General features: G+C 71.8%; 11 protein-coding genes. 5 read left to right on the forward strand and 6 right to left on the reverse strand.

Annotated features, from left to right (window positions below; all coding sequences use genetic code 11):
- Positions 1–49: 49 nt before the first annotated feature.
- From ABZ297_RS23400 to ABZ297_RS23415, 4 genes are all read left to right on the forward strand, one after another.
- A complete protein-coding gene (locus ABZ297_RS23400; protein WP_355349821.1) occupies positions 50–3,382 on the forward strand; it encodes a WD40 repeat domain-containing serine/threonine-protein kinase in 3,333 nt (1,110 codons plus the stop codon).
- Positions 3,383–3,479: 97 nt separating this feature from the next.
- Positions 3,480–4,580 carry a winged helix DNA-binding domain-containing protein gene (locus ABZ297_RS23405; protein WP_355349824.1) on the forward strand — a complete coding sequence of 367 codons (1,101 nt, stop codon included), beginning with the start codon at positions 3,480–3,482 and terminating at the stop codon, positions 4,578–4,580.
- 71 nt (positions 4,581–4,651) lie between these two features.
- The gene (locus tag ABZ297_RS23410; protein WP_355349827.1) at positions 4,652–5,428 is read left to right on the forward strand and encodes an IclR family transcriptional regulator; all 777 of its coding nucleotides are present in this window, start codon (positions 4,652–4,654) and stop codon (positions 5,426–5,428) included.
- Positions 5,425–6,372: a sugar kinase gene (locus ABZ297_RS23415; protein ID WP_355349830.1), complete on the forward strand. Its 948-nt coding sequence runs from the start codon at positions 5,425–5,427 to the stop codon at positions 6,370–6,372. Before ABZ297_RS23410 ends, ABZ297_RS23415 begins: the two co-directional genes overlap by 4 nt.
- An 81-nt stretch (positions 6,373–6,453) precedes the next feature.
- Here ABZ297_RS23415 and ABZ297_RS23420 read toward each other — a convergent pair whose 3' ends face one another.
- The 6 genes from ABZ297_RS23420 to ABZ297_RS23445 all read right to left on the reverse strand — a co-directional run bounded on the left by ABZ297_RS23420 (position 6,454) and on the right by ABZ297_RS23445 (position 13,460).
- Positions 6,454–6,927 (reverse strand): DUF4232 domain-containing protein, encoded by a 474-nt coding sequence (locus ABZ297_RS23420; protein WP_355349833.1) that lies wholly within the window; start codon positions 6,925–6,927, stop codon positions 6,454–6,456.
- Positions 6,928–7,065: 138 nt separating this feature from the next.
- Positions 7,066–7,971, reverse strand: coding sequence for a dihydrodipicolinate synthase family protein (locus tag ABZ297_RS23425; RefSeq protein WP_355349836.1), 906 nt, complete (start codon positions 7,969–7,971; stop codon positions 7,066–7,068).
- Positions 7,968–8,957 carry an ABC transporter ATP-binding protein gene (locus tag ABZ297_RS23430; protein ID WP_355349839.1) on the reverse strand — a complete coding sequence of 330 codons (990 nt, stop codon included), beginning with the start codon at positions 8,955–8,957 and terminating at the stop codon, positions 7,968–7,970. The genes ABZ297_RS23425 and ABZ297_RS23430 overlap by 4 nt, the downstream gene beginning before the upstream one ends.
- On the reverse strand, positions 8,950–10,887 hold the full coding sequence (locus tag ABZ297_RS23435) for a dipeptide/oligopeptide/nickel ABC transporter permease/ATP-binding protein (RefSeq protein WP_355349842.1): 1,938 nt from the start codon (positions 10,885–10,887) through the stop codon (positions 8,950–8,952). The genes ABZ297_RS23430 and ABZ297_RS23435 overlap by 8 nt, the downstream gene beginning before the upstream one ends.
- A complete protein-coding gene (locus tag ABZ297_RS23440) occupies positions 10,887–11,846 on the reverse strand; it encodes an ABC transporter permease (RefSeq protein WP_355349845.1) in 960 nt (319 codons plus the stop codon). The genes ABZ297_RS23435 and ABZ297_RS23440 overlap by 1 nt, the downstream gene beginning before the upstream one ends.
- A 3-nt stretch (positions 11,847–11,849) precedes the next feature.
- Complete coding sequence (locus ABZ297_RS23445; protein WP_355349848.1) at positions 11,850–13,460, reverse strand: ABC transporter substrate-binding protein; 1,611 nt, start codon at positions 13,458–13,460, stop codon at positions 11,850–11,852.
- Between the two features lie 140 nt (positions 13,461–13,600).
- On the opposite strand from ABZ297_RS23445, the gene ABZ297_RS23450 reads away from it, so the two are divergent.
- On the forward strand, positions 13,601–14,311 hold the full coding sequence (locus ABZ297_RS23450; RefSeq protein WP_355349851.1) for a FadR/GntR family transcriptional regulator: 711 nt from the start codon (positions 13,601–13,603) through the stop codon (positions 14,309–14,311).
- Positions 14,312–14,313 lie beyond the last annotated feature (2 nt).

Raw genomic sequence — 14,313 nt, forward strand, 5'->3', positions numbered from 1 at the left:
GCATGGTACCGGGCAGAACCGATCCACTGTTTCGCGCATCTAAGCATCAGTGACGACGCGTCTGGTGCCCGGAGATCCGGAGCAGCTTGGCGGCTACTGGCTGGCCGGTCGGCTCGGCGCGGGCGGCCGGAGCGTCGTCTACGAGGCCTACGACGACGACGGCGACCGGTACGCGGTCAAGGTGCCGCGCGGCGAGATCACGCTCACCGAGGCGGCCGGGTGGGTGACGTCCCCGCATCTGGCGCGGGTGCTGGCGTCCGGGCGCGACGAGGGCGTGCCGTACGTCGTGAGCGAGTTCATCGAGGGGTTCGACCTGCGGCACGCGGTGGCGCGGCGCGGCCCGTACCCCGGGGACGAACTGACCGCCCTGGCGGGCGCGCTGGCGTCGGCGCTCGCCGCGCTGCACGAAGCGGGCCTGTCGCACCGCGACCTGAAACCGGAGAACGTCCTGCTGGCCGCCGACGGCGCCAAGGTGGTCGACTGCGGCGCCACGGGCAGCGTCGACGGCACGCGCACCTACGTCGCTCCCGAAGTGTTCACGGGCCAGCAGCCGGGGCCCGCGGCCGACGTGTTCGCCTGGGGCGCGGTCGTCCTGTACGCGGCGACCGGCCGCGACCCGTTCACCGGCGAGAGCCTGGGCGGCCTCATGCACCGCCTCCTGACCGCCGAACCGGACCTGGACCCGCTGCCGCCCGCACTCCGCCCCCTGGTCGCCCAGGCCCTGGCCAAGGCCCCGGCGGACCGTCCCACGAGCGACGCCCTGTCTCAACAGATCTCTCCGGCTCCCGCCCTACCGATCGACGGGCTCTGCTGTCCGCGCCCGCTCGGGGAGGTGGCGGAGGCGGCCTACGCGACACTCACGCCACGCCAGCAGGAAGAGCTGCCCGGCCTGCTGCTGCGCATGTACGGCGGCGAGACCCCGCACGACGACGAGCACGGCGTGCTCGCCCGCCTCACCGAAGCCGGCCTGCTGGTACGGCGGAGCGTACGGGTCGCGCCCACGCAGACGGAGATCGGCAAGCTGGTGGCGGTCAGCGACGACGGCATCGCCCCTGCCAGCGCCGCGCTCTTCCGCGCCTGGCCCCGGCTGCGCGGCTGGGTCGCCGACGAGCGCGAGGGCCTGGCCGTGTACCGCGAACTACGCGAAGCCGCCCACCGCTGGGCCGCCCACCGCGCCGACCACCGCACCGACCATCTGGGCCCGGCACCGCACGCCCCCGCACGGCGCTGGACGCCGCGCGCGCTCGGGCGCCGCTGGACGGCACGCCGCCGAGAGAGGGCGCTGCTGTACCGGGGGCGCACGCTGGAGACGGCGGTCGGCTGGGCCGCGACCCGGCGCCGCCACCTGCGGCTCGACCCGCTGGAGCGCGACTTCCTCGACGCCGGCGCCGCCCTGGTCGCCCGCCGCCCGGCCCGCGCCCCGGTCGTGGCCCTGATCGCGGCGCTGGTCGCGGTGGCGGTCACGATGTCGGCGGTCGCCTTCCGGGGGCACGGAGACCTGGGCGACCAGCTCACCCGGACCAACGCCCGCCTGGTGGCGGCCCGTGCGGAGGCCCTGCGCACGAAGGACCCGCAGGCCGCGATGCGCCTCAGCGTGGCGGCCTGGAAGCTCTCACCGGTGTTCGAGGCCAGGGCGGCGCTGCAGGCGTCGCTGGTCCAGCCGGAGCTGGGCGTGTTCACCGACTCCGCCGCGACCCCGCAGGCCGACTACCGGCTCACCGACGACACCCTGACCAGATGGGTGGACGGCACGATCACCACCTGGGACGTCAGAACCGGACGCCAGACCTCCACCCGCCCCCTCCCGCAGGGCACCACGGCCCTCAGCGACGACGCCAAGCACGCCGAGACCCAGGACGGCAGGCAGGTGACGGTCACGACGGCGCAACCCGCCACCGATGCCGCCTTCCTCCTCACCAGCGGCAACAGGACCACCCTGTACGCGGCGGGCAGGCAGGTGTTCCAGGTGACCGACAGCAGGGCCGCCCTGTCCCGCGACGGTCGCAGGGCCGCGACCTCGGACCTGACCGGGCGGGTCGAGGTGTGGGACGTCCGCGCCCGCGCCAAGGTCCGCACCGTACGCGTCGCGCCGCCTTCCGGCGAGGACGCCGCCGCCCCGGCCCTGGCCTTCACCTCCGACGGCGGCGTGCTGGCGATCGGGGGTCGCGACGGCACCACACTGGTCACCGAGCCGGTCACCGAGGGAGCCGTCAAGCGGATCGACACGAAGGGGCCGGCTGACACGCCGGTCTTCAGCCCCGACGGCCGCCTCCTGGCCGTACCCGCGGCCGGCACCGTCGGCCTGTGGCAGGTCGCCGATCAGCGGCTGCTCGGCACCTTCCCGCTCCGCGACCCCGCGCACGGCTACGCGTTCTCCTCCGACGGCCGGGCGTTCCGGTACCTGAGCGGCCACGGCTCCGTCGTCTCGCTCGACGTCTCGAAACTGTCCACCGGCCTGCCCACCAGCCCGTCCACCGGCCTGCCCACCGGGCAGGAGGAAGAGACCAGGGCCGCCGCGCTCTCCACCGACGGGCGGGTGGTCGCGGACGAGGTCGGCGGCGCGATCAGGCTCACCGACGCGGTGCGCCGCCGGCCGCTCGGCCGCATCGCCGCGACGGGCGAGCTGGCCATGAACCGGACGGGCACGCTCGTCGCGGTCGCGGGCGATCCGGTGACCATCTGGGACGTCGCCACCGGCAGGCGGCTGGCCGTCATCGACGCGGGCGGAGACGTCCCGGCCGTCGCCCTCTCCCCCGACGGCGGCACGCTGGCGACCGCTCGGGGCAGGACACTGGAGACGTGGGACGTCGCCCGCGCCCGCCGCATCAGGTCCTACGAAGGGATGGGGGACCTGGCCATGGCGTTCAGCCCCGACGGCCGGACCCTCGCGGTCGGGGCCAAGCTGCTCGACCTGGCCACCGGCTCGTCCACCCCGCTGAACGCCCCCGGGCCGACCGCGCTCGCCTTCGCGCCCGACGGCCGCACGCTCGCGTCCGGGCTGACCGACGGCGGCGTCCAGCTCTGGAACGTCGCCGAGCAGACCCGGCGCGGCTCGTTCACGGCGGGCTCCGAGCCGGTGCGCGAGCTGCGCTTCTCCCCCGACGGCCGCACGCTGGCGGTCGACGGCGAGCGGATCGCGCTCTGGGACACCGCCACGCTCCGCGAAGTCGGCCAGGTGCCGGTCGGCCCGCACACCGCCGGGCTGGCCTTCAGCGAGGACGGCACCCGGCTGCGCGGGGTCGAACGCGACGGCACCCTGCGGGAGAGCCCGGTGGACCCGTCCCTGGCGGCGGCGGAGGTGTGCGCCCGCGCGGGCGGCCCGCTGAGCCAGGACGAATGGGACCGCCTGATCCCCGAAACCGGCTACCGCAAGGTGTGCTGACGAAGCCATCCGATCGCGGCCACCCGATCGCAGCCATTCGATCGCGGCCATTCGATCGCGGCCAAAGGTCGGCCGCAATACCCCCTACCTTTGACCCATGGACCCCCTCATCACCCGCCGGGCCCTCAACCGGGCCACCCTCGACCGGCAGTTCCTGCTCCGCCGTGCCGACCTGCCCGTCCTGGACGTCGTCGAGCGTCTGGCCGGGTTGCAGGCGCAGACCCCGCACACCTGGTACACCGGGCTGTGGAACCGCATCGAGGGCTTCAAGGCCGCCGACGCCTCGGAGCTGCTCGAGAACCGGCAGGTCGTCCGCGTGGCGTTGCAGCGGTCCACGATTCACCTGGTGAGCGGGCGCGACTGCCTGGCGATGCGGCCGCTGCTGCAGGTGGTCACCGAGCGGAGCACCAAAGGTGCCTTCGGCAGGCGGCTGGAGGGCGTCGACCTGGACGAGCTGGCCGCGCTCGGGCGGTCGCTGCTGGAGGAACGTCCGATGACCTTCGCGGAGCTGGGGCGGGCGCTCGGCGAGCACTGGCCGTCCCACGATCCGCACGCGCTGGGGCAGGGCGTGCGCTGGCTGGTGTCGCTCGTGCAGGTGCCGCCCCGCGGCCTGTGGGGGCGCAGCGGGCCCGTGGCGCACACCAGCGCGGAGTCGTGGCTGGGCGTCGAGGCGCCGCCGATGACGGCGGCCGAGCTGGTGGTGCGCTACCTGGCCGCCTTCGGCCCTGCCACGGTGCGGGACGTGCAGACCTGGTCGGGGCTGACGCGGCTGGCCGAGGTGGTGGAGGGCCTGGAGCTGGTCCGCTTCCGCGACGAAGACGGCCGGACTCACTACGACTTGCCCGACGCTTCCCGCCCGTCCGCCGAGATTTCGGCGCCCGTCCGATTGATGTATGACTTCGACAACCTCTTCTTGTCCCACGCCGACCGGTCGCGTGTGATCAGCGAGACCGGCGCCACCGCGCTGCGGGGGTTCATGGGCACCAACGTGATGCCCCGGATCATCCTGGTCGACGGCTTCACCGCGGGCGACTGGACCGTGACCCGCGCCAAGGGCACCTCGACCCTCAACATCCACCAGTGGGAGCCGATCGCCGACCTGGACGCGGTGGCCGAGGAGGGGACGAGGCTGCTGGAGTTCCTCGCCCCGCGCGACAAGCACGAGATAGCGGTGTTCGGCCACCCGTCCAGGAGCTGAGGCTGTTGTGCAGTGCACAATGATGTGCTGCAGAATGTGACATCACGCGTCGCGGGCCGTATTTTTCCCTCGTGTCCAAACGCAACCAGTCCGCCTCGCTCCGCCGGGCCCTGACCGTGCTCGAACACGTCCGCGACCACGCCGGACACGAGGGCGGGCTGACGCTCACCCAGCTCGCCGAGGCGGTGGGGGTGTCCAAGAGCACCGTGCTCAGGCTGACCGTCCCGCTCGTCGAGACCAGGCTGCTCGAACGCGACAGGAAGAGCGGGGCCTACCGGCTCGGCCACGGCACGCTCCAGCTCGGCCAGGCCTACCTCGCCACGCTCGACCTGCGGGCGGTCGCCGCCGAGGAGTCGCACCGGCTGATGAGCGAGGTCCGCGAGACCGTCCACCTGGTCGTCTACGACCCGCCGCACGTCGTCTACATCGACAAGGTGGAGAACGAGACGAACGTCCGCATGGCCTCACGCATCGGCAGCCGCGGCCCCGTCCACTGCACCGCGGTCGGCAAGGCGATCCTGGCCTGGCAGCCGGACGAGGACGTCGAAGAGGTGATCAGTGCCGGGCTGCCCGAGCTGACCCGGCACACCATCACCGACCCGCGACGGTTCAGAGCCGAACTGGCGGCCGTCCGGCGGCGCGGCTACGCGGTCGACGACCGCGAGAACGAACCCGAGGTGCGCTGCGTCGGCGCGCCGATCTTCAACCACAACGACGCCGTCGTCGCCGCCATCTCGGTCTCCGGCCTCACCTCGCGGGTTCCGGCCGCGCGGGTGCGGGAACTGGGGCCGCTCGTGGCCGGCGCGGCGGCCCGCGTCTCCAGAAAGCTGGGAAGCCCGAGCCGATGACCGAGCTGGTGACCTTCGGTGAGACCATGGCGCTGTTCGCCGCCCGCCGTACCGGGCCGATGCGTTTCGCCCGCGACTTCGACCTGGGGCTCGGCGGCGCCGAGTCCAACGTCGCCATCGGCGTCGCCCGCCTCGGCGGCAGCTGCGCCTGGATCGGCCGGGTGGGGGCCGACGAGTTCGGCGACCTGATCCGCTCGGCGCTCCTGGGCGAGGGCGTGGACGTGCGCGCCATCCCCGACCCCGACGCGCCGACCGGGCTGATGATCAAGGGCAGGCGCACGGCCGACCTCGTGGACGTCCGCTACTACCGCAAGGGCAGCGCCGGCTCCCGGCTCTCGCCCGACGACCTCGACGCCGGCCTGATCAGGGCTGCCCGGGTGCTGCACGTGTCCGCGATCACGCCCGCCCTGTCCGGCTCCGCCCGCGAAGCCGTCCGATACGCGATCGCCGAGGCGCGGGCGGCCGGGGTGCTCGTGTCGCTCGACGTCAACTACCGCAAGGCCCTGTGGACGCCGCAAGAGGCGGGCGCGTGGCTGCGCGACACCATCGGCGAGGTGGACGTGCTCTTCGCGACCGAGCAGGAGGGCCGCCTGATCACCGACACGGCGGGCACCGCCGACGACCTGGCCGAGGCCCTCGCCGCGCACGGGCCGCGCCACGTCCTGGTCAAGTTCGGCGCCGAGGGCGCCCTGGAACTGTCGGACGGCCAGGCCCGCCGCGCGCGCCCGTACCAGGTGACGGAGGTCGACCCGGTGGGCGCAGGGGACGCCTTCGCGGCCGGCTGGCTCGCCGACTGGCTCGCCGGAGCCGACCCCGCGCAGCGCCTGGACACGGCCTGCGCGGCGGGCGCGTTCGCGGTCACCTCGCAGGGCGACTGGGAAAGCCTCCCCCGCCGCTCCGACCTCCGCCTCCTCCAACGCCCAGCGGACGGCGTAAGCCGCTGACCTCGCAGCGCCCAGGGGCTTCAAGGCCATCCAGACCATCCCGTTCCTCACCCTGACCGCACCTTAGGATCCGCGAACTCTCTAGGAGAGCGGCGTCACGTCGAGGCGGCCGTCGTCGCAGACTCGTCCCGCGGGGAAGCCGATCGCCAGGTACGACCGCTCGTCCGGGGGGATCACCAGGAGGCGCGTCGCGGTCGGGCAGGTCTTCTCGGCGCCGGTCTCGACGGCGGTCCAGTGCAGGGTGGCGCGGGCGCTCGCCCCGGGCTTGAGCGTCAGCCCCCGCTCCGCCTCGGCCTCCCTGCGGACGCGGGTGCGCAGCGCGTCGCCCTTGCCGTCGATCATGACCAGGCCGGGGTAGCCGTACAGCGTGCAGCTCGCGCCGGACTGGTTGGTGAACACGAGCGGCGCGTACCTGTTGCCCGCCCCCGGGTCCACCCTGTCCAGTCGTACCTGGAGCCGACTCGCCGTGCAGCGTTCCGGGGTCTGCTGCGCCAGCGCGGGCGCGGCGCCGCCCGCCAGCAGCAGGCCACCCATCACCAGGACGGCAATCCGCATCGTTCTCATACATATATGGACGCCTGGAACGCCCAAATGGTTATACCGAAAAAGCCTCTATCTTCACCAGCTCCAGCAGACGGTGGCGCGGCGGGCGGCGGGGCGGGCCAACCGTCGGACCCGCCCAGAGGGCTCGCGTTACAGCAGGCCGGCGGCGGCCAGGTGTTTGCCGACGGCGGCGATCTCGTCGGCGTTCAGCGGCACCTGCGGAAGGGCCGTGGTCGGGTGGGCGATGACGCCGCGCAGGTGAAGGGCCGCCTTGAAGGCGCCGAGCCCGGAGGAGCTGCCGCCCATGCGACCGCCCCCCACCCGGACGATCTCGAAGAGCCTGACCAGGCGCTCCTGCTCCGCCCTGGCGGCCTCCCAGTCGCCCTGCCGCGCCGATCTCACCAGGTTGACGTACCCATGAGGGTCGACGTTGCCCAGTCCGGGCACCACACCGTCGGCGCCCATCCACAGCGCGCAGTCGACGGTCACCTCCGAGCCGGTGAGCACGCTGAACGGCGCCCGGCGGCCGAGGATGACCTGGCGCAGGCCGCCGTCGTCGCCGCTGGAGTCCTTCACGCCTGCCAGCACCCCGTCGGCGGCCAGTTCGAGCAGCAGGTCGGCGCTCAGCTTGGTGTGGACGGACACCGGCAGGTCATAGGCGTAGACCGGCAGTCCACTCTCGGCGGCAAGGGTCCGGAAATGCGTGCCGATCTCGGTGGGGTGGGTGCGGGTGTAGAACGGCGCGGTCGCCACCAGGGCCGACACACCCGCCGCCACCGCCACCCGGGCGTGTTCCAGCACCCGGGGAGTCGTCATGTCGATCACCCCGGCGAGCACCGGCACCTGCCCGGCCACATGTCCCACCACGGTGTCGAGCACGATCCGGCGCTGGGTGTCGGCCAGGTAGGCGACCTCCGACGACGAGCCGAGCACGAACAGCGCGTCCACGCCGCCTTCCAGCAGGTGGTCGACCAGCCGGGTGAGTGACGCGGTGTCCACCTGGTAGTCGGGGGTCATCGGGGTGCACACCGGAGGGATCACACCGGTCAACGTCATGCGCGCTCCTGGATCAGTTCGAGGTCGGTCGCTCCCGCCGCCACCGGGTGGTAGCAGTGGAAGAGGTGGTCGTCGGTGGTCTGGGCGGCAGGCCAGGCGGCCGCGCACTCGTCGTCCGCGCGCCAGCAGCGGGTACGGAACGGGCAGCCGCTCGGCGGCCTGGTGGCCGAGGGCACGGAGCCCACGAGCGGGATCGGGTTGATCGGCGAGATCAGGCCGGGCGTGGCGGAGAACAGCGCCCGCGTGTAGGGGTGGCGGGCCTGGTGCGGGACTGCGTGCGCGGGTGTCTGCTCGACGATCCTGCCCAGGTACATGGTCACCACCCGATCGCTCATCCGGCGCACTGTCTGGATGTCGTGGGAGACGAACACCAGCGCCAGCCCGAGCCGCTCCTTCAGATCCAACAGCAGGTTGAGGATCTGCGCCCGCACCGACACGTCCAGGGCGCTGGTCGGCTCGTCGGCGATGAGCAGCGCGGGTTCGAGCGCGAGCGCCCTGGCCACGGCGACGCGCTGGCGCTGGCCGCCGGAGAGCTGGCTGGGCAGCAGGTCGGCGACGCTGGTGGGCAGGCCGACGAGGTCGAGCAGTTCGCGCACGCGGGCGTCACGCTGCTCGGCGGTGCCCCACCTGTGGACGGTGAGCGGGTCGCGCAGCACCTGCCTGATCGGCAGCCGCCGGTTCAACGCGGTGGACGGGTCCTGGAACACCATCCCGACGCTGGAGCCGATCAGCTCGCGCCGTTCCCGCTCCGACAGCGCCCACAGGTCCTTGCCCCGGAACAGCACCGTCCCCGAGGTTGGCCGCTGCAGCCCGACCAGCACCTTGGCCAGGGTGGACTTGCCGCACCCCGACTCGCCCACGACCCCGACCGTCTCGCCGGGGCTGATGGCCAGGTCGGCGGCGGTCAGGGCGTGGACGCGGTCGCGCGAGAACAGCCCGCCCGAGCGCGCCTTGTGCACGACGTGCACGTCTTTCAGCTCAAGCACGTTGATCACTTCCCACGAGGGCGACCGCCGGGTGATGGCAGGCCACGGCGTGCCGGTGCGTGTCGCCTTCCAGCGGCGGGGCGTCGGTCCGGCAGAGGTCGGTGGCCATCGGGCAGCGGTCGGCGAACCGGCACCCGGCGGGGAAGTCGGCGGGCGACGGCACCACGCCGCGGATCTGGGTGAGCCGCTCGGCCCCCGACTCCAGCGACAGCACCGAGCCGAGCAGCCCGCGGGCGTAGTGGTGGGCCGGGGCTCCGACCAGGGTGGCGGTGACCCCGGCCTCGACGATCTGCCCGCCGTACATGACCACGACCCGGTCGGTGACGTCCGCGACCAGCGCGAGGTCGTGCGAGACGAGGATGAGCGCGAAGCCCAGTTCCTCGCGCAGCCGCAGCAGCAGCTCGATGACCTGCGCCTGGACGGTCACGTCCAGCGCGGTGGTGGGCTCGTCGGCGACGATCAGCTTGGGGTCGCGCGACAGCGCCATCGCGATGAGCACCCGCTGCCGCTGGCCGCCGGACAGCTCGTGCGGGTAGGACGACAGGGTGCGTTCGGCGTCGAGCCCCACCAGTTCGAGGAGTTCCTCGGGCGAGCGCCGGCCGCCGCGCCGGGTGACCTGCTTGAGCTGGGCCTTGATGGTCATGGCGGGGTTCAGGGACGACAGCGCGTCCTGGTAGATCATCGCCATCTCGTGGCCGAGCAGGCGGCGGCGGGCCCGGCGCGGCAGGGAGAGCAGCTCTTTCTGGTCGAAACGGATGTGGCCGCTGACGCGGGCACCACGGGGCTGCAGGCCCATGATGGTGAGCGCCGTGAGCGACTTGCCGCAGCCGGACTCGCCCACGAGCCCGAGCACCTCGCCCGGACGTACCTCGAAGGCGATGCCGTCGACGATGTCCACGCCCTCGGCGAAGCCGATCCGCAGCCTTTCCACCGCGAGGATCGGCGGGCCCGAGGGCAGCGGGCGGGCCCGTTCCGCCAGCCTGGCGGCGGCCTCGGCCAGGCCGGGCAGCTCGACGACCTCGCCGGAGCCCGGCCGGGCCTGCTCGAACGCGTCGTCCTTCTTCGCGGCGGGCGCCCGGCGGGCGGCGGGGGCGGCCCAGGCGTCGGAGATGCCCTCCGACAGGATGTTCAGCGCCAGCACGGTGATCAGGATGAGCAGGCCGGGGAAGACGGTGGCCCACCAGCCGCCCACCAGCACCATGTTCTTGCCGTCGGCGATGACGCTGCCCCACGACGGGTTCGGCGGGCGCACCCCGGCGCCGATGAACGACAGCGACGCCTCGAAGACGATCACGTCCGCCACCATGACGGTGCAGAACACCAGCACGGGCGCGGCGCAGTTGGCGGCCACGTGCCTGAGCAGGATGTACGGGGTGCGGGCGCCGATGATCCGTTCGGCCGCGACGTAGTCCTCGCCGTACTGGGCGAGCACGTTGGCGCGGACGACCCTGGCCACGGGCGGCATGTTGAGGAAGGCCATCGCCATCACGAGCACCGGGATGCTGCCGCCGAACACCGCCACCAGCACCGCGGCCAGCGCGATACCGGGGAAGGCCATGAACACGTCGAGCACCCGCATGATGACCTCGTCCACGGGCCTGCGGGAGGTGGCGGCGACCGCGCCGACGACCGCGCCCGCGACCAGGGCCAGCCCGGTCGCGCCGAGGCCGATGAGCAGCGACCAGCGGGCGCCGTACAGCAGCCTGGACAGGATGTCGCGGTTGGCGCTGTCGAGGCCCATCCAGTGCGAGGCGGACGGGCCGCCGCCGGTGACCTCCTGGAAATACGGCGAGTGCGGCGCGATCAGCGGCGCGAACAGCGCCGCCAGCACGACCACCGCGAGGATGCCCACGGCCAGCCATGACAGCGGGCGCAGCCTCCTGAAGCCGATGCCCGGCCTGGAAAGGCGTTCCGTCAGTCTGCGTCTCATCAGGCGGCGCTCCTGAGCCGGGGGTTGACCAGCAGGTAGAGGATGTCGACCACGAGGTTGACGATGATGAAGCCGACCGCGACCGTCAGCACCACGCCCTGCACCACCGCGGGGTCGCCGTCACGCACCGCGTTGATCATGAGCTGGCCCATGCCGGGCAGGCTGTAGATCTGCTCGATGACGACCGCGCCGCCGAGCAGGTAGCCGATGCGCAGGCCGAGCACGGTCAGCGGGTTGACCAGCGCGTTGCGCAGCACGTTGCGTCCGACGACCACGACGGGCGGCAGGCCGCTGCCGATCGCGGTGCGCACGTAGTCACGGTCCAGCTCCTCCACCATCGAGGTGCGGACGATGCGGGTGAGCTGGGCCGCCACCGGCAGCGACAGCGACAGGGCGGGCAGCGTCATCGAGCGCAGCCAGCCGGAGGTCGAGTCGGCCGGGTTGATGTAGCCGCCGGTCGGGAACAGGCCCTGGCCCACCGCCAGCCACTGGATCATCAGCAGCGCCAGCCAGAACGCCGGTGCGGCCACCCCGACCAGGGAGACCACTCTGATCACCTGGTCGGGCCAGCGGTCGCGGAACAGCGCCGCGGTGACGCCGAAGACCAGCGCCAGCACCACCGCCACGACCAGGCCGAGGAGGGTGAGCTGGAGGGTGAGCGGCAGCGCGGTCGTCACCGACTCGATCACCGGCTTCTTGGTGAGCACGCTGGTGCCCATGTCGCCCCGCGCCAGGTCCGCGACGAAGCGGACGTAGCGCAGGGGCAGCGGGTCCAGCAGGCCGTTCTCCACCTGGAACTGGTGGATCTGCTCGGGGGTCGGGTTGGCGCCCTGGAAGTAGGCGTACTCCGGCTTGCTGTTGGAGAAGCGCATCACGATGAACACGAACGCGACGACCCCGAGCACCAGCGGGACCAGGATGAGGACCCGCCGGAGCAGCATTCTGGCGATCAGGACCATGACCTACTGGGTTCTCTGGGCCTGGAGCAGGTTGATGCCCGGGTACGGCTGCGCGCGGACGCCCGACAGCTTCTTCGGATCCCAGGCGGTCATCAGCTCGGTGTGGACGACCGGGTACATCACCGCCTTCTCGGCGATGAGGTCGATGTACTTGTGGACGAGCTCGCTCTTCTTGGCCTTGTCCGCTTCCTTGGTGGCCTCGTCCATCATGGTGAAGAGCTGTTCGGCGTCCTTGGTGCCGTCCCAGTGGCTGTACTTCATCCACAGGCCGCCGGGGACGAAGTTGTAGCGCATGATCAGGTCGGCGTCCATGCCGAACTGGTTGGGGTTGGAGGCTGCGACTACGGCCTGGTAGTCCTGCATCTGGTCCATCTTGGCGAACAGCGCGGCCGTGTCCTGCGGCTCCAGCGTGGTCTTGACGCCGATGGCCTCCCAGGAGGCGGCGATGGTCGGCAGGCAGTCGGCCACCCAGCTCACGTTGACGGCCATCAGGTTGATCGTCAGGTTGGTCACGCCCGCCTCTTTGAGCAGCGCCTTGGCCTTTTCCGGGTCGTAGTCGTAGACGACCGAGGCGCGCTTGTGGTCGGGGTGCCCCTCGTTGAGGAAGGAGCTGGAGGCGGTGCCGTGACCCTTGAGCGCCACCTCGATCATCTTCTTGGTGTCGATCGCGTAGTGCAGGGCCTGCCTGACGCGGATGTCGTCGAACGGCTTGGTGCTGGTGTTGAACATCAGGAACATGTGGTTCATGCCCTTGCCGCCCTCGACGCTCAACCCCTGCTGCTTGAGCTGCTCCACGTTGGCGTAGGGGATGTTGTCGGCGATCTGCGCCTCGGCGGAGCCGCCGGAGATCTTGGCGACGCGGGCCGCGGCGTCCACGATGGTCAGCCAGTTCATCTTCTTGACGACGGGCTTGCGCGGGCCGTTGTAGCCGTCGAACGCCTCGAAGGTGGTGTTCGACTTGGGGTTGTGCGCCGTCTGCTTGTACGGGCCCGAGCCGACGGCCTTGCCGGTCTTGGCCTGGTCCCAGGCGCCGGGCTGGCTGAACACGTGCTTGGGCATGATCTTGGCGATGGTCAGCCTGGGGGCCGCGTCCGGGAAGGGGAACTTGAAGACCAGCTCGACGTTGCGGTCGTCGACCTTCTTGACCTCCTGCAGCCACGACTTGAAGAAGTTGCCGGTGAGCACGTTGGCCTGCGTGTCGAGGATGCGCTCGAAGGTGAAGACGACGTCGTCGGCGGTGACCGGCTGGCCGTCGTGCCACTTGGCGCCCTCGCGCAGGGTGAACTTCCACGAGGTGGCGTTCGGGTCGGCGGGCAGCGCGGTGGCCAGCGCGGGGTAGGGCTCGCGGGTGATGGGGTCGGTGTCGAGCAGCCCCTCGTAGATGTGCTGGATGCCGGCCATCGCGAAGGCCGAGGCGGTCTGCGTCGGGTCCCAGCTCTGGTCGTTGCCGTAGCCGATGACGGCGGTGATGAGGTCTTTGTTCGATCCTGCCCCGACCGAGCCGGTCGAGGCCGGCCCGCCCGAGCAGGCGGACAGAGTGGCCGCGATCATCGCGGCCGCACCCGTCGCTCCGCTGTAGCGCAGGAAGTCGCGGCGGCTGAACTCAGGGCTCACGGATGCCTCCCAGGGGGTAGAACGTGGGACATCCCATGTCCTATCTTTTGCGTAACGTGGACGCTAGAGGCCATAGGCGCTTGTGGTCAACAGGAGATTTCCGGAATGTTACACAAGTGCTTACCAGAGAGGGATCATTCATGAGCACTGCCCCGCGCCCTCGGCCCAGCCGAGCCGTCGAGGCCCAGGAGGGCGTCAAGGAGCTCATCCTTCGGCGCGGGTTGGTGGCAGGCGACCCGCTGCCCACCGAGTCGGAGCTGATGGAAGAGCTGGGCATCAGCCGCAACTCGGTCAGAGAGGCGCTGAAGGCGCTGCAGGCCGTCGGCATCGTCGACATCCGCCACGGCTTCGGCATGTTCGTCGGACGGATGTCGCTCGCAGGACTGGTGGACGAGCTGGCCTTCCACAGCCGCATCACCCTGCAGGGCGGCGTGAACCACCTCGCGCACCTCACCGAGATCCGCGAGCTCCTGGAGAGCAGCCTCGTCCAGCGCCTCATCGACCTCGGCGACGAGGCGGACCTGTCACCGGCGGCCGAGGTGATCGCCCGCATGGAGGCCGAGGCACAGCTCGGCCAGGTCTCCCCCGAGATCGACCGGCTCTTCCACGACCTGCTCTACCGCCCCGTCGGCAACCCTCTGGTCAGCCAGCTCCTCGGCGCCTTCTGGGACGTCTTCGACCAGTTGCGCGACCACCTCGGCGCACCCGACGAGTCACCGGCCGACGTGGCCAGGCGGCACCGCGACATCCTCGACGCCGTCACAGCGGGTGATCGGACGGCCGCGATAAAAGCCGTTTACGCGCACTTCAACGGCGTGCGGAACCGGCTGGCCCGGCTCGGCCCTGACTAAAC

It is taken from the genome of Nonomuraea sp. NPDC005983, assembly GCF_040614375.1.
Lineage (GTDB): Bacteria > Actinomycetota > Actinomycetes > Streptosporangiales > Streptosporangiaceae > Nonomuraea.